Below are 16,404 nucleotides of genomic sequence, written 5' to 3'. Positions count from 1 at the left end.
ATGTCTCTACGTCGTTATTTGCGCAGCCGTTCCATCGGACAAAAGTTGACGTTTATCGTCGGCTTGGTCATGTCCTTGGCTTTTGCCGGCACGTTTGTCACGGTGGCGGAAAACGAGCGCGTCATGTTGGAGGCCGAGTCCGGACGCCAGGCGATGGCCATGGCCAAATTGGTGGCGGCCAACGCGACGGCGGCCATTTCGTTCCAGGACGGCGCGGTGGCGACGGAAATACTGTCCGCCCTGGGGACCAGCGACAACGTCTTGGCCGGCGTTATTTTCAACGGCGACGGCAGCGTGCTGGCGCAAACGGTATTTCGCCCCGAGCGGGCCGGTTTGCTCTCGGCTTACCCCGCCGCCGGCGCTTACGGCTATGTTATCGAGGGGGAACTGCTCAGGGCGTTCCTCCCCGTGCAGCAAGACGGCCGCCGGATCGGCGATGTACTCCTGATGCTGGACTTGTCCGGCCAGCGTCAACAAATTCGCCATAACCTGCTGTTTACCGGCACCATCTTCGCCGTGTCCTTTTTTGTGGCATTCGTTCTGGTGGGCTTGCTGCAGCGCTTTATTTCGCGGCCGTTGGAGGCGCTGACGCAGCTCATGGGAGAGGTCTGCCGCGACAAGAGCTATCGGCAGCGGGCGGCGGTGGAGGGCAGCGGCGAGGTGGTGCGTTTGGCCTCGGCCTTCAACGAGATGCTGGAAATCGTCCAAAACCGCACCGAGGAGTTGGAGCGCTACCAGTCGGAGTTGGCCTCCAAAGTGGCCGAGCGCACCAAGGAACTGCTGGCGGCCAAGGAGGCCGCCGAGGGCGCCAACCGCGCGAAAAGTGAGTTCCTGGCCAATATGAGCCACGAATTGCGCACCCCCCTGGCCGGCGTCATCGGCTTGCTGGATGTGCTGCAGGACACTTCTCTGGACGCCGGGCAGCGCGGCTATATGGCCAAGGCCCATGGCGCGGCGGAAATGTTGCTGTCCGTTATCAACGACATTCTCGACGTGTCTAAGATAGAGGCCGGCCGCATGGAGTTGGAGACCGTCGATTTCAACGTGGTCGAACTGGTGGAGCAGTGCGCGGCGATTTTTGCCGATTCAGCCCACGGTAAAGGCCTGGAAATGACCTGTTCCACCGCTCCCGGCGTTTGGAATTTTCTTCGCGGCGATCCGATGCGCTTGCGTCAAGTGCTGTCGAACTTGATCGGTAATGCGGTGAAGTTCACCGCCGCGGGCGAGATCGACGTAGCGTTGGAGGTGGTGGGCGGCGACCGATCCAGCAGCACCTTGCGGTTCACCGTGCGCGACACCGGTATCGGCATCGCCAAGGAAAAACTGCCGCGTTTATTCGACGCCTTTACCCAGGCGGATGGTTCCACCACCCGTCAATACGGAGGCAGCGGACTGGGTTTAACCATCGTAAAGCAGCTTGTGGCCTTGATGGGGGGCGAGATCGAGGTCGAAAGCGAGGAGGGCAAGGGCACGGCATTCGCGGTGACCATCACCTTCGCCCATGGCAGGGAGCACCTCGTGCATTACCGGCCTTTGGGTGGAATGCGGGTGTTGGTGGTGGACGACAACGACACCAATTTATTGATCGTGCGCCGTTACCTGGAGAACTGGGGGGTGGCCGTGACCTGCGAAAGCGATCCGCGGGCCGCAATAGGGCGGATGCGCGATTCGCAGCGCTCGGGATCGGCTTTCGACACGGTGCTGTTGGATTTCCAGATGCCCCATATGGACGGTTCGGCATTGGCGAAGGCCATTCGCGCCGAGGCGGGCTTGGCCGACACGGATATGGTGATGCTCAGCTCGGTCAGCGTTTCCCCGGAGGCAATGCGTGCCGCCGGCATTCGTGCGTTACTGATTAAGCCGGTTCAAATCAATGACTTGTACAGTGTGCTAAGCGCGAGGCTGGCGGAATCTCCGCGTGCCGAGGCCTTGACGGAAACGTCCGTAGCGTCTGCGATGGGCATGCATATCTTGCTGGTGGACGACAATCCGACCAACATGGTTGTAGCGAAGGCCATGCTCGTCAAGCAAGGCCATCGCGTGGACGTGGCCGCCAACGGACTGGAGGCATTGCGTTTTCTGGAGCATCATGTAGTGGATTGCATTTTTATGGATTGCCTCATGCCGGAAATGGACGGCTACGAGGCGACCCAGGCGATTCGCCGCAAAGAGGCGGATTCCGGCGGTCGGCGAACGCCGATCATCGCCCTGACCGCCAACGCGTTGCAGGGAGACAGGGAGCGTTGCCTGGCAGTGGGCATGGACGATTATTTGACCAAGCCGTTCAAGCGGGAGCAGATTCGTGAAATGCTCCAGCGCTGGGTAACACGGCCGCTTTCGATACAAACTCCTGGGGGTGACGAGGTGAACGATACGGATACGGCATCGGGCGATATTGCCGCGGGCCGGTTGTTGGACGAGGCGGCCATCGCCGAGTTGCGCGAACTGCTGGGAGATCAGTTGCCGGATTTCCTGCGGAAGTTTCACGAGACCAGCACGCTGCAGTTGCAAGCGGCCAGGGTCGCCCTGGCGCAAGCGGACGTCGCCGCCCTGCAGCGCTCCATCCATACGCTGAAAGGCAGCGCGGGCGCGGTCGGCGCGATGTCGCTGGCGGATGCGTGCCTGGCGTTTGAGCTGCGGCTCAAAGCGGGGAATTGGGAAAATGCCGTGGACCATTTGGCGGGGATTGAACGGTTGCTGCAAGCCGTGTCCGAAGGATTGGACCGCTGCTTAACCGGTTGAGCGGGAGCTCCGCCGATTCGGGAAAACCGGGTTTGGTTGGGCGTTCGCGCTGGCCATAAAAAAAGCCACCGCCTTTCAGGGGCGGTGGCTTTTTTATCGGCCGGCGTTTAGTGGGCTTCCGCCGGATGGTCGTGCTCGGGAGCGGCGGCCGGTTTTTCCGCTTCCTTGGCCGGAGCGGCTTCCGCCGCCGGCTGGGCGGCTTCTTCAGCCGGCTTGGCGTCGTTGCGGACTACCTTGGCCTTGCTTTGGAGCTCTTCCAGGTGCTTTTGCATGACGGTGTTCTGCAAGGAGTCGCGCAGCTGATCCTTGACGGCTTCAAACGGAGGCGGGGTTTTCGCGCGCGAGTCTTCGCGCAGGATCACGTGGAAGCCGTAATCGCTTTTCACCGGTTCGGTGGTGAACTTGCCGTTTTCCAGCTTGATTACCGCCTCGCTGAAAGGACCTACCATTTGCTGCGGCATGAACCAGCCCAGGTCGCCGCCTTTGGCCGCGCTGCCCGGATCCCCGGAATGCTTTTTTGCCAGCTCGTCGAATTTTGCGCCGGCTTGCAGCTTTTTGATGATGTCCTTGGCTTCCTGTTCGGTCTTCACCAGGATATGGCGCGCTTTGAACTCAGTGGCCTTGGAACCGCCGATTTGACGGTCGTATTCTTGTTTGACCATGTCGTCCGTGATGGGGTTGGCCTTCACGTAAGCCTGGCCGGCGGCGTGAGCCAGGACGGCGCGGTGAATGTTGGCGAGGCGGGCGGCCGTGTCCTGCGTGTTTTCCAGGTGTTGGGCTTCGGCTTCTTGGCGCAACAGCTCGCGTTTGATCAGTTCGTCCAGCAGCTGAGTTTGCGTGACCCGGTCGGCCATGCCGCGGGCGGCGATTTCCTCGGTCAAGCTGGCTAATTCCGCCTTGCTGATGGCCTTGCCGTTGACGGTGGCCACCGTCTCGCCCAGGTTAGCCGCCGGGGCTGCCGCCTGGCTGGCGGGCGCTGCCGGTGCGGCGGATGCCGCCGGCTTGGCGGCGTCGGGCTGTTGTTCGCAACCGGCCGCGGCCAGGGCGGCGGCAATGGCGGCGGCCAATAGGGAGGGCTTTTTCATCGAGTGGCTTCCTTTTGTGATTGGTACTCTAAAGGGGTGTAAACCTTCATGCTGAAGGCGTGGATGTCGTTGCGCAACATGTCGCCCAAGGCGCGGTAGACCATTTGGTGGCGCTGCACCGAGCTTTTGCCGGCGAACGATTCGCTAACGATCAACGCGTAAAAATGTCCGCCGCCGCTTTGCATGGCGCCGGCATGCCCGGCGTGGGCCATGCTGTCGTCGACGATTTCCAGGTGGGCGGGGGACAGGGCTTCCGTCAGGCGGGCGTGGACTGCTTCGGCGCGCGGCGTCATGCGGGCAATACCTTTTTAAACGGTTTCACGGTAACGGTTTTGTAGACGCCGGCGGCCAAATACGGGTCGGCGGCGGCCCATTGCTTGGCGGCGTCCAGACTGGGGAATTGCGCCACCACCAAGCTGCCGCTGAAGCCGGCGGCGCCCGGGTCCTCGCTGTCGATGGCCGGATGGGGCCCCGCTAGCAGCAAGTGGCCTTGCTTTTGCAGTTCCTGTAGCCGGGCCAAATGGGCCGGGCGGGCCTGGAGTCGCGCTTCCAGGCTCTGGGGGTGGTCTTCGGCGATGATGGCGTAGAACAAACGGTTACTCCTCGGCGGACGGTTGGGGCATATAGCGGTACAGATAAATGCTCTGTCCCAGCACGAAAGCCAGGGTCAGTCCCAACATGCCGAACAGCTTGAAGTTGACCCAGGTTTCGGTGTCGTAATTGTAAACGACCAGTAAATTCGCCGCGCCGACGGAGAGGAAAAACGTGATCCACAGATAGTTTAGGCGCCGCCATACGTTTTCCGGCAGCTCCAGGTTGCCTTGCAGCATGCGCTCCAGCAAAGGTTTGTCGCCCCACCACCGCGACACGAGGAAGGCCAGGCCGAACATCCAGTTGATGATGGTGGGCTTCCATTTAATGAATTGTTCGTCGTGGAAAATCAGCGTGGCGCCGCCGAACAACAAAATGATCGCCAGCGTCAGCAGGTTCATCGGTTCCACTCGTCGGTAGCGAATCCAGGCGTAACCCACCTGGACCAGGCTGACGGCCATGGCGACGGCTGTGGCGGGATAGATGCCGTAATACTTGTAGGCGACGAAGAACAGCAGGACGGGTAAAAAATCGGACAGGAGTTTCATGGCTTGAACTGGGCGTCTGGAGGACTGCTGGATATCCGGGGTCGAGGGTGGGCAGGATAAGCTTTTAGGCGTTGCGGACGGCGATTAAAAACAACCCCCTGACGGCATTGCAGCGCCGCCGTGTCCACTGGCCGCAAGCTCCGCGACGGGGTGATTGGACGTATAATAGCGCGAAGCGTTCCACTCACAATAGGGCCATCCGAATACCTATGGAAGAAAAACTTCGAATCGAAGCCGAAGCCGCGGCATTTCGGCGACTGGTCCAGCATTTACGCGCCCATCCCGAAGTGCAAAACATCGAGTTGATGGTGTTGGCCGATTTTTGCCGCAACTGCCTGGCCAAGTGGTACAAGGCGGCGGCCGAAGAGCGGGGCGTCGCCCTGGATTATGCCGAGGCCCAGGAGGCCATTTACGGCATGCCGTACGCGGAATGGAAGGCCAAACACCAGTTGGAAGCGACGCCGGAACAGTTGCGCTTGTACGAGGAGCGCCAGCAGCGCAAGGCCGCCGCGGGCAATACCTGAGGGCGGCGTCCGGCCCTCGGCGGCTTTCAAAAGGTTCCGCTGTTCCAGCCCCACAGATGGCCGGCGATGTCGATGAATTCGATGTAAATCCGTTCCGGCGTGATGCCCAGTTCCGCATGCAGCGATTCGCACACCGCCTTGGAGAGGGATGGCGTCCGCGCGGTGTCCAAACCGATGCTTTTCAGTTCCACGTAGGCGGCGGGGGCATCGCTGCCGCCGAACAGCAGCGCCGCTCCCCCGGTCGCTTCGATCATGACGTAGCGCTCTGGCTTGCCCAATTGTTGGGCCAGCGATTTGGACAGGCGGGCGAGCAGCGCCGGGCGGGCGTCGGCGGGCAAATCCGCGTTGGTGACGATTTTCAAGTATGGCATGGCGGTTATTGCACCAGGAATCCGGAAAAGAAAATGTCCTTAAGGCCTTCGCTGGAGCCGTATTGATCCAGCGTCTTGGTGATTTCGGCGAGGGTTTCCGCGCGCAGTTTTTCCCTTTCCTGCACGTTGGACAACGTGGCCGGATCGCGGTTGGCGTAAAGCATGATCAGCGTATGGCGCAGCGCCGGCATATGGGTCTTGATGCGGGCGATGTTTTCCGCGCCTTCCACCAGCATTTGCACATCGGCGCGCAAATAGCGGCGCGCACCGTTCAGATTGACCACCACAGGCGGCTCCATCAGCACGTATTCGACGGCTGGTCCGGCGTTTTCGGCGTTTCCTTCGCTCCCGTGGCTGCTGCCGTGTTCCTCTGCCGCCCACGCTGCATTGAGCAGCAGCGCCAGCAGTAACGTAGCGATGGTTCGCATGGCCTATCTAGTCTCCGTCGTAATGGGGCGGCTAATTTAGCCCCGTTCAGCTTGTATGGGTAGATTATAATCGACGGCCATGCACGGGACTTCACGGAATTTACGCATGCTCGATAGTCAGCCGGTCGGCCCGGTGATGTTGGATCTGCAAGGCACGACCCTCGCTCCAGAGGAGCGGGAGTTGCTGAATCATCCCGCCGTGGGCGGAGTGATCCTTTTCAGCCGCAATTACGAATCGCCGCGCCAGGCCGCCGCCCTGGTGGCCGACGTGCGCGCGGCGCGGCGCGGCGAATTGTTGCTGGCGGTGGATCAGGAAGGCGGCAGGGTGCAGCGCATGCGCGCGAGGTATACGCGGCTGCCGGCGGCGGCCCGCTATCTGGAACACTGCGGCGGCGACGTGGCGGCGGCCGAACCGCTGGCGCGCGAAGCCGGCTGGTTGATGGCGGCGGAAGTGCGGGCGGTGGATATCGACTTCAGCTTTGCGCCGGTGTTGGACGTGGACTGCGGCGTCAGCGAAATCATCGGCGATCGCGCTTTCGCCCGCGATGCCGAAACCGCCACGCACTTGGCGGCGGCTTTCATGGCCGGCATGGCCGAGGCGGGCATGCCGGCGGTCGGGAAGCATTTTCCCGGCCATGGCGGCGTGGCGGCCGACTCCCACCTGGCGCTGCCGGTGGACGACCGGCCATGGGACGTGCTCTGGAGCCGCGACTTATTGCCCTATCGCCGGCTTATTCCCCGGGGGCTGGACGCGATTATGCCCGCCCATGTGGTGTATCCCAGCCTGGATCAGCACCCGGCCGGTTTCTCCCGCTTCTGGTTGCAGCACGTGCTGCGTCAGCGGCTGGACTTCAAAGGCGTGATCTTCAGCGACGATCTGTCCATGGAAGGCGCGGCCGCCATCGGCGATTTCGCCCAGCGCGCCCGTAGCGCGCTGGATGCGGGGTGCGACATGGTTTTGGTATGCAACAACCCGGAGGCTGCGGCGAAGGTGGTGGAATCCCTAGACGGATTGGAACTGCCCGAGTCGGCCCGCAGGCTTGCCGCTTTGCGCAGGCCCGGCGCTTTGCCCTGGGCGGAATTGGAACAGACGGCCCGTTGGCGACGGGCGGTCGAATTAGTGCAACCCTTGATAACGGGAGACGGTGCATGACGGTGAGTTTGGACGAGGTGCGGCGGGTCGAGGCGGAAGCCGATTGTTTGTTCGACCAAGGCGAGGTCGAGGAAGCCGTAACGGAGCTGGCGGCGCAGGTGACTGCGCTTTTGGGGGAGAGCAATCCCCTGATCCTTGCCGTCATGAATGGCGGCGTGGTGTTCGCCGGCCGTCTGCTGCCGCAGCTGCCTTTTCCCTTGGAAGTGAATTCCATTACCGCCACACGATATGGCGGCGCCATTTCCGGCGGCACGATTCGCTGGTTGCTGGAACCGTCCGCCGAACTGCGCGGACGTAGCGTGCTGATCGTCGACGACGTGCTGGACGAGGGCATCACCCTGGCGGAAATCATTCGTTATTGCCACGAGCAAGGCGCTGCTTCGGTCCATACCGCCGTGCTGGTGGAGAAGGATTTGGGCAAGCCCAAGCCTTGCCGCGCCGATTTCATCGCCTTGCGTACCGGCAATCGTTACTTGTTCGGCTACGGCATGGATTACAAGGGATATTTGCGCAACGCGCCCGGCATTTATGCCTGCAAAGAGGTTTGAGAAAAAGCGATGACACTACTGGCTATCATCGGCGGCACCGGCTTGGCCCAGTTGCCGGGACTGACACTTAGCGAACGGCGCGTGGTCGATACGCCTTACGGTTCCCCCTCCGCGCCGCTGGTTTTCGGCGAGTTGGCCGGCAAACCGGTGGTGTTTCTGGCCCGCCACGGCGAAAAGCACACCATCCCGCCGCATCAGATCAATTATTGCGCCAACCTGTGGGCTTTGCGGGAGGCGGGCGCCGAGCAGGTGGTCGCGGTGGCGGCGGTGGGCGGCATCCGCGCGGACATGGGGCCGGCGGTGTTGGCGGTACCGGATCAAATCATCGATTACACCTGGGGACGGCGCTCCACTTTTTTCGAGGGGGAGCTGGATCATGTGACCCATATCGACTTCACCTGGCCCTATAGCCAAGCTCTGCGCCGGCGCTTGCTGAGCGCCGCCGAGGCCGCCGGCATCGCCGTGGTCGACGGCGGCACCTACGGCTGTACCCAGGGGCCGCGCTTGGAATCGGCCGCCGAAATCGCCCGGTTGGAAAGGGACGGCTGCACGCTGGTAGGCATGACCGGCATGCCGGAGGCGGCGTTGGCGCGAGAGCTCGAATTGGACTACGCCAGTTTGGCGGTGGTGGCCAACTGGGGCGCGGGCAAAACCGACGACATCATCACCATGGCCGACATCGAGGCGGCGTTGCTCGACGGCATGGACAAGGCCGGCAAACTGTTGATCGCGTTGATCGGTAGCGGCTGAGTGTCCACGCGATACGTGCGGGGGGAGCGTTTGGACAGGAATGTCGACGAACTTTTGAAGGCGCTGGCGCAAAGCCGGCGGGGCGGCGGCAGCGCCGTGGCGCTGCTGGGATCGACGCCGGCCGAAGGCTGGGCGCAGCTGACGCTGGCGCAGCTATTGAAAGACGGCTGGGTGCAGTGGGCGGTGCTGGACGGAGCCGATTCCCGCTGGTTGGAGGCGTGCGTGCTGACCGGTGTGGTGCCTGCCGTATACGACCTGGCGTCCGGTGCCTTGCCGCCGGACGGTTCGGGGCCTGCTTTGTTGTTACGGCACGGGCAGGGGGGCAGGGTAGGCGCCGTTTCGGCGGAACACGAACGACAGGTTTGGCAGCGTTTGCCGCCTGCGTCGGTGATTATCGACTGCCTCGGCGGAGGGTTTGATCCCGCCTTGATGCAAAGCCCTTGCACGCTGTTCGCCCCCGGCGCGGAACAAAACACCCAATTCCGCTCTGCGCACGCCCTGCCCGATATGGCGCCAGATTCGTTGCTGGTTTCCCTGGCGCGCGGTCTCCATGTTTTTCCTCCGGAACTGCTGCGCCAGCCCATCGCCGCGGTGCGGGACTGCATTGCCCGGCTGCCGCAGTTGTCCCTGGCGGACGGGGCGATTCAGCTGACGCCCGCCGCTCCCCTGAGTCGCTTGTTGGAGGATGCGGCCGATTTGGGCCTGGGCGGCGATGGGATATTGGACCATTTCGAGCGGCGGCGGATTGCGCGGCAGTATCAGGTGCAGTTGGCCGTGCTGGCGGGCGATTACGACGCCGCGGCTGCGGGGTTGGCGGGCGCGGTGGAGGACTCGGGAAGCGGCGTTGATGCGGAGGAGGTGGAGAACGGCAAGCGCCTCCTGGTGTGGTGCCTGTTGGAGCAGGCCGACGACCTTTGCCGGCAAGCCGGCGGCGCCGCGACGGCGGAATCCGGCCGCTGTTACGCCCGCGCGGGCGAATTGTTCCGCCAGGTGCTGGATTTGCAACCGGGCAATTTCGACGCCTATGCCCGCTGGGGCGCTGCGCTGCAAGCTCAAGGCGAAGCGGATCGCGAGTCGGCGCCCCGTTATTTCCGCGCCGCCGCCGAAAAATACAAAGCCGCCTTAGGCGTGCGCCCCGACGCCGACGTTTGCTACGGTTGGGGCCGGGTGTTGCAAGGGTTGGCCGAAATCCAACTGGGCGATGCTTCCGATACGTTGTTTCAGGAGGCGACGGAAAAATACGCGCAAGCGCTGGAGATGCGCCCCGGATTCCACGAGGCCCTGTGGCAATGGGGAGAAGCCTTGCTGCGGCAAGCGTCGGGCAAGCGAGGCGCGGAGGCCGACGAGCTATACCGTCGCGCCGAGGAAAAATTCGCCGCCGCGGCCGGCTTGCACCCGGACGACGGTCGCGTGGTCAACCGTTGGGGCTTGGTGTTGTTGGAGCAGGCCAACCGCGCGTTGGGCGAGCAGCGCAGCCAATTGCTGGACGAGGCCAGCCGCCGCTTTCGGCAAGCCGAGCGCTTGCAACCGGGCGTGGCCGCTTACGATTTGGCGTGTCTGGCCTCCCTGCGCCGCGACGAGGCGGAGGCCCGCATGTGGCTGCTCAAGGCTAAGGAAACCGGGCGTTTGCCGCCGGCCCAACACGTGCTTACCGATCCCGACCTCGACTGGTTGCGGCAATCGCCTTGGTTGTTGCAACTGCTGGGTTAGGTCCGGACGACCGCTAGAGGAATCGCCAAGCGGGGATCGCCGCCGCTTGACCCGCGTAGCCGCCGTTTTCGGGGTCGACGAGGTTCCAAACGCGGGCGTTTTCGATGCGGAAGCGCCGGCCGTTGCGGGATACGCGTATGCCGGCGTAATCGTCGATGTAGCCCTGCGCGCTCACTTGCGCCATGATGCGATCCCGCTCCTCCTGCTTGACGGCTTCGGCGGACGCGCGGGAAGGGGTGGCGAGCAACTGCCGCCAGTCCATTTCGAACAGCGCCAGCGCGCTGCGGTTGGCGTAATTGAACATGGGCTCCGGCCCTGTGTCGTGGGATAACACTGCGAACTCCGCTTCGAACAGGCGTCGCGCCGTTTCCGCCGGGGAAGCCGCCGGCGGCAGCAGCTCCGCTCCGAACCAATGACGGTAGCTGGCGATCAAGAGTTGTGCGTGCGCGGCTAAATAGTCGTTGTCGGGGTTTGGCGGAAGTGAGGTCATGTTAAAATGCGCTGTTCGGGGCGGCGCCCTAGTGTAAACGCAACTGGCGTCCCCGCGAATGATCGGCGAGGGTATTGCAACGTCCCCGGTGCTGCTAGAATAGCCGCATTTTTTTACACGGCCTTTTTCGGAACATAATAATTACATGCAAAAAAAGCACAGCTACACTCGGGAGGAGTTGCTACAGTGCGGTCGGGGCGAGTTGTTCGGCCCCGGTAACGCCCAGCTGCCGTTGCCGCCCATGCTCATGTTCGACCGCATCAGCCAGATCGATTCCGTGGGCGGAGCGTATGACAAGGGCATTATCGTCGCCGAGTTGGATATAGACCCCAGCTTGTGGTTTTTCGATTGCCACTTCCAGGGCGATCCGGTAATGCCGGGCTGCTTGGGATTGGACGCCATGTGGCAGCTGGTGGGCTTTTACCTGGGCTGGATGGGCGGGCCGGGCCGCGGCCGGGCTTTGGGCGTGGGCGAGGTCAAATTTACCGGCCAAGTGTTGCCCGAGAACAAAAAAGTGATTTACCGCATCAATCTCAAACGGGTACTGATGCGCAAGCTGGTGATGGGCATCGCCGACGCGGTATTGGAGTGCGACGGCAAAGTCATTTACGAAGCGACGGATTTGCGGGTTGGGTTGTTCACAATCAACGGCGCTTTTTGAGGTCAATAAGGCTTATGAGACGTGTGGTAATCACCGGGCTGGGCATCGTTTCCAGCATCGGCAATAACAAGAACGAAGTGGTGGAGTCCCTGCGCGAAGGCCGTTCCGGCTTGGCGTTTTCCGAGGAATATCGGGATATGGGGTTCCGCAGCCATGTCTACGGCCCCATCCGACTCGATCTGGAGGACTTGATCGACCGCAAAGTTCGCCGTTTCATGGGCGACGGCGCCGCCTACAACTATGTGGCGATGCAACAGGCCATCGACGACGCCGGGCTTGCGGAAAATGACGTCTCCAATCTCCGCACAGGCCTAGTGATGGGCTCCGGCGGCCCGTCCACGGCCAACATCATCGAGGCGGCCGACATCACCCGCAAGAGCGGGGGGCCGAAAAAAATGGGGCCGTACATGGTGCCGCGCAGCATGTCCAGCACCAACTCGGCCTGTTTGGCGACACCGTTCCACATCAAAGGCGTCAGCTACTCGATCAGCTCCGCTTGCGCTACCTCGGCCCATTGCATCGGCAACGGCATGGAGCTGATCCAGCTGGGCAAGCAGGACATCGTTTTCGCCGGCGGCGGCGACGAAGTGCACTGGTCGTTCACCATGCTGTTCGACGCCATGGGTGCCCTGTCCTCCAAATACAACGATACGCCGCAGACCGCTTCCCGCGCCTATGACGTCACCCGCGACGGCTTCGTCATTTCCGGCGGCGCCGGCGTGCTGGTGTTGGAGGAGTTGGAGCATGCCAAGGCGCGCGGTGCGAAGATTTACGCCGAACTGGTGGGCTACGGCGCCACTTCCGACGGGTACGACATGGTGGCCCCGTCCGGCGAAGGCGCCGCGCGCTGCATGAAGCTGGCTATGGAAACCGCCAGCCGGCCCATCGACTATATCAACACCCACGGCACCAGCACGCCGGTGGGCGATTTGAAAGAGTTGCAGGCGATCCGTGAAGTGTTCGGCGACAAAGCCCCCGCCATCAGCTCGACCAAGTCGCTGACCGGCCATGCCTTGGGCGGCGCCGGCGTCAACGAGGCGGTGTACTCGCTGCTGATGATGGAGGCGGGCTTCCTCTGTGCTTCCGCCAACATCGAAACCCTCGACCCGGAAGCGGAGGGCATGCCCATCGTGCGCCAGCGGCAGGACAACGTGCAGTTGAACGCCATCATGTCCAACAGCTTCGGCTTCGGCGGCACCAACGCTAGCCTGGTGTTCCAGCGTTATGACGGCTGAGGCCGCTGTCTCCATCCAGGAAATCCACATCCCCGCAGACTCGCTCACCGGCCGCAAGCGGTACGAGTTCAACAAGCTGCAAAAACGCCTGCGCCATGCAACGGGGCAGGCGATTGCCGATTACGACATGATCCGGGACGGCGACCGGGTCATGGTCTGTCTGTCCGGCGGCAAGGATTCCTATGCCATGCTGGACATCCTGCTCAGCTTGCAGCGCAGCGCGCCGGTCAAGTTCGAGGTGATCGCCGTCAATCTGGACCAAAAGCAGCCCGGTTTCCCCGAGCACGTATTGCCGGAGTACCTGGGCAGCATCGGCGTGCCTTTCCATATCATCGAGAAAGACACCTACAGCATCGTCAAAAACGTGGTGCCGGAGGGCAAGACCACCTGCGGCTTGTGCTCCCGCCTGCGGCGCGGCACGCTGTACGGCTTCGCCGAACAACACGGCATGACCAAGATCGCCCTGGGCCACCACCGCGACGACATCCTGGAAACGTTCTTCCTCAACCTGTTCTATGGCGGCAAGCTGAAGGCCATGCCGCCCAAGCTGCTCAGCGACGACGGCAAGCACATCCTCATCCGCCCGCTGGCTTACTGCCGCGAGGACGACATCGCCGAGTTCGCCGAGCAGCGCGGTTTTCCTCTCATCCCCTGCAACCTGTGCGGCTCGCAGGAAAACCTCCAGCGCCAGGCCATGAAGGAGATGTTGCGCGGTTGGGAAAAGCAGCATCCGGGCCGGGTGGAAACCATCTTCACCGCGTTGCAGAACGTCGCGCCGTCTCAGCTGCTGGATCGTGCGCTGTTCGACTTTATCGGTTTGGATCTGCGGCGGGACGATGCGGCATCGGCTGCTGTTAACGACGCCGGATTGGATATACTTGCCGTTTGAGTATCGCTGCGGGCCGTTCTCCCTGGGGAACGGCGCGTTTTATACTCAAAGACGCTGATTCACTCCTTACGCTGGCAACTGGCATGGAAACCGATCCAATCTCGCGATTGCTGGCCGATATGACTCCCCACGGCTATTGCCTGTTATGGAATCCCTGGCTGGTGTACTTGCACGCCATCGCCAACGGTCTGACGGCTTTAGCGTATTTCTCCATTCCCTTCGCTATTTTTTATTTCGTGCGGAGGCGTTCGGACATCCGATTCAAGTCGCTGCACTGGCTTTTCGCCATCTTCATCATGGCCTGCGGCCTGAGCCACGTGATGGATATTCTCACCCTCTGGCAGCCGTGGTATTGGCTGCAAGGCGGCGTCATGGCCGTGACCGCAGCCGTGTCCTTGCTGGCGGCCGGCGTCGTGTGGAAGTTCATGCCTATCTTGCTGACCTTGCCCAGCACCACGCAGCTGGGGCTCCAAATGGCGGAACGGGAGGCGGCGACGGCGAGCTTGCAGCGGGAAATTCAGGAGCGGAAGCAGGTGGAGGCGCTACAGCGCTCTAGCAACGGCATTTTGGAAATGCTGGCCAAGGATGCGCCCTTGCCTCTGGTGCTGGAAGGCATCGTCCGCATGGCCGAGGCGTTACGGCCCAAGCTGCGCTGCTCGGTGTTGTTGATGGACGCCGACGGCCGCCATTTGCGCGTGGGCAGCGCGCCCAGCTTGCCCGACTTCTACAACCGCGCCGTGGACGGATTGGAGGTCGGCGAGGGGGCGGGGTCGTGCGGCACCGCCGCTTTCCGCCATCAGCGGGTCATCGTCGAAGATACTCAGGTCGATCCGTTGTGGGCCAATTACCGCGAGTTGGCGGCCGAGGCCGACTTGCGGGCTTGCTGGTCGGAGCCGGTGCAGTCGGCCAGGGGCGAGGTGCTGGGCGTGTTGGCGATGTATTACCCCGTTTCCAAGCGGCCCCAGCCCAGCGATTTGGAACTGATCCAATCCGCGGCCTATTTGGCTGGCTTGGCGATCGAGCGGGCGAAGGCCCGGGACGAGCAAGATCGTTTCGAGGCGGCGCTGAAGGACAGTCGCGATATCGCCGTCAAGGCGAGCCAGAGCAAATCGGAATTCCTATCCAACGTCAGCCACGAAATTCGCACGCCGATGAACGCCATCATCGGTTTGAGCCGATTGGCGATGGAGACCGGTTTGACCGCGGAGCAGCAAGACTGCATCGGCAAGGTTTACGAGTCCTCCACCGCGCTGCTGCACATCATCAACGACATACTGGATTTCTCCAAAATAGAAGCCGGCATGTTGGAGCTGCACCGCAGCGAGTTCGATCTGGGCGAAGTGCTGCAAAACGTGCGCGGGTTGTTTGTCGCCACCGCGCAGCAGAAAGGTTTGACCCTGGCCATGACCATGGACGCGGACGTGCCGCGCCGCTTGCTGGGGGATCCGATACGGTTGAGCCAGGTGCTGAACAATCTGGTGGGCAACGCCCTCAAATTCACCGAGCAAGGCGGCGTCAGCTTGAGAGTGGGCCGCATCGGGGGCAGCGACGGCCTGGTGCGGCTGCGTTTTGCCGTGCAGGACACCGGCATAGGCTTGAGCCGGGAGGAAGCGGGCCGCTTGTTCGTGCCTTTTACCCAGGCCGACGGCTCCATCACCCGCAAATACGGCGGCACGGGCTTGGGCTTGAGCATTTGCAAGCGGCTGGTGGAAATGATGGGGGGCGAGATCGGCGTCGACAGCGAGCCGGGCAAGGGCGCCATCTTCAGCTTTACGTTGGAATTGGGGCTGGGCAATGCGCAGGCGGTCGAGGAGTTGGCCGTTCCAGCCCCCCAAGCGCCGGTGCCATACGTGGAATTGGCGCAGGGCATTCGTGGCGCCCGCATCCTGGTTGCCGAGGATAATCTGCTGAATCAAAAGGTTGCGGATAATTATTTGCGCCGCGCCGGTTTGCAGCCGGTGATCGTGGCAAACGGCAAGGAGGCGTTGGAGGCGGTGCAGCGGGAGTCTTTCGATGCCGTGTTGATGGATTTGCACATGCCGGTCATGGACGGTATCGACGCCACCCGGCGCATTCGCCTGTTGCCCGGTAAGGCCGACTTGCCGATCATCGCCGTGACTGCCGCCGCCATGCTGCAGGACAAGGAGGCGTGTTTCTTGGCCGGCATGAACGACCACTTGGCCAAGCCGCTGGACCCCAAGGAACTGATGCGCGTGCTGATCAAGCGGATTGCGCCTCACAGCGCGCCGCAGGCGGAGCCGGTCGGAACCGGAGGAGACAGCGGCGCCTCTTTCATGAAAATCGAGGGTTTCGATTTCGTGCCGGTGTTGCAGGACCTCGGCGGGGATACGGCGTTTTTACGCGAGCTTCTTCTGTTGTTCCGGGACACCTTGGCGGAGGCGCGCCTAGGCATGGAGGCAGCGGTCGCGGACCAATCCTGGGACGAATTGGCGGTGTTGGTGCATCGCATAAAAGGCACGGCGGGACAGGTCGGCGCCCAGATATTGCGTGCCAGGGCGGTCACGTTGGACAAAGCGCTCAAGTTCGACGGGACGCAACCCGACCCGGAGCTGTTGCGGCAGTTCGGCGACGAATTGAATGCGCTACTGGTCCGCTTGCGGGAGGCGTTACCTCCATGACTATCGCCATGGCGGCCGGAGGCGTTACTCTAGGGGCGTG

At 62.5% G+C, this 16,404-nt stretch carries 17 protein-coding genes; 10 read left to right on the top strand and 7 right to left on the bottom strand.

The genetic code is table 11. From position 1 onward, the window contains the following. Positions 1 to 2,742 (top strand): hybrid sensor histidine kinase/response regulator, encoded by a 2,742-nt coding sequence (locus K5607_RS09505; protein WP_221046872.1) that lies wholly within the window; start codon positions 1 to 3, stop codon positions 2,740 to 2,742. Positions 2,743 to 2,849: 107 nt separating this feature from the next. Here K5607_RS09505 and K5607_RS09500 read toward each other — a convergent pair whose 3' ends face one another. From K5607_RS09500 to K5607_RS09485, 4 genes are read right to left on the bottom strand one after another with little or no spacing between them, the layout of a single operon-like run. Then, a complete protein-coding gene (locus tag K5607_RS09500; protein ID WP_221046871.1) occupies positions 2,850 to 3,827 on the bottom strand; it encodes a peptidylprolyl isomerase in 978 nt (325 codons plus the stop codon). Beyond that, positions 3,824 to 4,120 carry a BolA family protein gene (locus K5607_RS09495; protein WP_221046870.1) on the bottom strand — a complete coding sequence of 99 codons (297 nt, stop codon included), beginning with the start codon at positions 4,118 to 4,120 and terminating at the stop codon, positions 3,824 to 3,826. The genes K5607_RS09500 and K5607_RS09495 overlap by 4 nt, the downstream gene beginning before the upstream one ends. Continuing rightward, positions 4,117 to 4,419, bottom strand: coding sequence for a YciI family protein (locus K5607_RS09490; protein ID WP_054774596.1), 303 nt, complete (start codon positions 4,417 to 4,419; stop codon positions 4,117 to 4,119). Before K5607_RS09490 ends, K5607_RS09495 begins: the two co-directional genes overlap by 4 nt. A 4-nt stretch (positions 4,420 to 4,423) precedes the next feature. Beyond that, positions 4,424 to 4,966: a septation protein A gene (locus K5607_RS09485; RefSeq protein WP_221046869.1), complete on the bottom strand. Its 543-nt coding sequence runs from the start codon at positions 4,964 to 4,966 to the stop codon at positions 4,424 to 4,426. A gap of 209 nt (positions 4,967 to 5,175) precedes the next feature. On the opposite strand from K5607_RS09485, the gene K5607_RS09480 reads away from it, so the two are divergent. After that, a complete protein-coding gene (locus tag K5607_RS09480) occupies positions 5,176 to 5,490 on the top strand; it encodes a DUF1244 domain-containing protein (protein ID WP_221046868.1) in 315 nt (104 codons plus the stop codon). Positions 5,491 to 5,516: 26 nt separating this feature from the next. On the opposite strand, the gene K5607_RS09475 is transcribed toward K5607_RS09480, so the two are convergent. Next, the gene (locus K5607_RS09475) at positions 5,517 to 5,861 is read right to left on the bottom strand and encodes a phenylpyruvate tautomerase MIF-related protein (RefSeq protein WP_054774595.1); all 345 of its coding nucleotides are present in this window, start codon (positions 5,859 to 5,861) and stop codon (positions 5,517 to 5,519) included. Between the two features lie 5 nt (positions 5,862 to 5,866). Further along, entirely contained in the window at positions 5,867 to 6,289 is a 423-nt protein-coding gene (locus K5607_RS09470; protein WP_054774594.1) for a flagellar basal body-associated FliL family protein, read from the bottom strand. A gap of 106 nt (positions 6,290 to 6,395) precedes the next feature. On the opposite strand from K5607_RS09470, the gene nagZ reads away from it, so the two are divergent. The 4 genes from nagZ to K5607_RS09450 are packed head-to-tail and all read left to right on the top strand — an operon-like array spanning position 6,396 to position 10,450. After that, positions 6,396 to 7,442: a beta-N-acetylhexosaminidase gene (gene nagZ / locus K5607_RS09465; protein ID WP_246598813.1), complete on the top strand. Its 1,047-nt coding sequence runs from the start codon at positions 6,396 to 6,398 to the stop codon at positions 7,440 to 7,442. Beyond that, positions 7,439 to 7,990 (top strand): hypoxanthine-guanine phosphoribosyltransferase, encoded by a 552-nt coding sequence (locus tag K5607_RS09460; RefSeq protein WP_221046867.1) that lies wholly within the window; start codon positions 7,439 to 7,441, stop codon positions 7,988 to 7,990. Before nagZ ends, K5607_RS09460 begins: the two co-directional genes overlap by 4 nt. Positions 7,991 to 7,999: 9 nt before the next feature. Further along, positions 8,000 to 8,740 carry an S-methyl-5'-thioinosine phosphorylase gene (locus K5607_RS09455; protein ID WP_221046866.1) on the top strand — a complete coding sequence of 247 codons (741 nt, stop codon included), beginning with the start codon at positions 8,000 to 8,002 and terminating at the stop codon, positions 8,738 to 8,740. After that, a complete protein-coding gene (locus K5607_RS09450; protein WP_221046865.1) occupies positions 8,741 to 10,450 on the top strand; it encodes a tetratricopeptide repeat protein in 1,710 nt (569 codons plus the stop codon). A gap of 13 nt (positions 10,451 to 10,463) precedes the next feature. Here K5607_RS09450 and K5607_RS09445 read toward each other — a convergent pair whose 3' ends face one another. Further along, complete coding sequence (locus K5607_RS09445; RefSeq protein WP_054773438.1) at positions 10,464 to 10,940, bottom strand: MEKHLA domain-containing protein; 477 nt, start codon at positions 10,938 to 10,940, stop codon at positions 10,464 to 10,466. A 145-nt stretch (positions 10,941 to 11,085) separates the two neighbouring features. Here K5607_RS09445 and fabA point away from each other — a divergent pair, with 145 nt between their 5' ends. The 4 genes from fabA to K5607_RS09425 all read left to right on the top strand — a co-directional run bounded on the left by fabA (position 11,086) and on the right by K5607_RS09425 (position 16,364). Then, positions 11,086 to 11,601, top strand: coding sequence for a 3-hydroxyacyl-[acyl-carrier-protein] dehydratase FabA (gene fabA, locus K5607_RS09440; protein WP_221046864.1), 516 nt, complete (start codon positions 11,086 to 11,088; stop codon positions 11,599 to 11,601). Between the two features lie 14 nt (positions 11,602 to 11,615). Next, entirely contained in the window at positions 11,616 to 12,836 is a 1,221-nt protein-coding gene (gene fabB / locus K5607_RS09435) for a beta-ketoacyl-ACP synthase I (RefSeq protein ID WP_221046863.1), read from the top strand. Then, positions 12,826 to 13,725: a tRNA 2-thiocytidine(32) synthetase TtcA gene (gene ttcA / locus K5607_RS09430; protein ID WP_054773439.1), complete on the top strand. Its 900-nt coding sequence runs from the start codon at positions 12,826 to 12,828 to the stop codon at positions 13,723 to 13,725. Before fabB ends, ttcA begins: the two co-directional genes overlap by 11 nt. An 83-nt stretch (positions 13,726 to 13,808) precedes the next feature. Continuing rightward, positions 13,809 to 16,364, top strand: a complete 2,556-nt coding sequence (locus K5607_RS09425) for a GAF domain-containing hybrid sensor histidine kinase/response regulator (RefSeq protein ID WP_054773440.1) — start codon at positions 13,809 to 13,811, stop codon at positions 16,362 to 16,364. Positions 16,365 to 16,404 lie beyond the last annotated feature (40 nt).

The sequence above is a fragment of the Methylogaea oryzae genome (assembly GCF_019669985.1).
Taxonomy (GTDB): domain Bacteria; phylum Pseudomonadota; class Gammaproteobacteria; order Methylococcales; family Methylococcaceae; genus Methylogaea; species Methylogaea oryzae.
This window is presented reverse-complemented; position numbering and strand designations above follow the sequence as displayed.